The sequence below is a fragment of the Pseudarthrobacter sp. NamB4 genome, assembly GCF_005796185.1.
In the GTDB taxonomy this organism is placed as follows: Bacteria; Actinomycetota; Actinomycetes; order Actinomycetales; family Micrococcaceae; genus Arthrobacter.
On the sequence record NZ_VAHM01000051.1, the window covers coordinates 1 to 273 of the forward strand.

Here is a 273-nt window from a genome sequence, read left to right on the forward strand (position 1 = left end):
ACGGTGGAGATCACCGATTTCTTCGGCAACCCTGCCCAGGGCAAGGAATACCACGTGGACTGGGACCCTGCCTCTGCCGAGAAGGGCGGGTTCAGCTCGTTCATGGAGAAGGAGATCCATGACCAGCCCGACGCCGTGGCGCAGACCCTGCTGGGCCGATCTGACGTTAACGGCAAGCTGACCCTGGACGAGCTGCGGATCGATCCGGAGCTGTTGAAGAAGGTCAACAAGATCATCGTGCTGGCCTGCGGAACCGCCGCGTATGCGGGCACG

1 pseudogene is annotated in these 273 nt (G+C 62.3%); it reads left to right on the forward strand.

The features are described 5' to 3' along the window. Positions 1–273: pseudogene (locus FDW81_RS17995) on the forward strand (glutamine--fructose-6-phosphate aminotransferase); the annotation flags it as partial.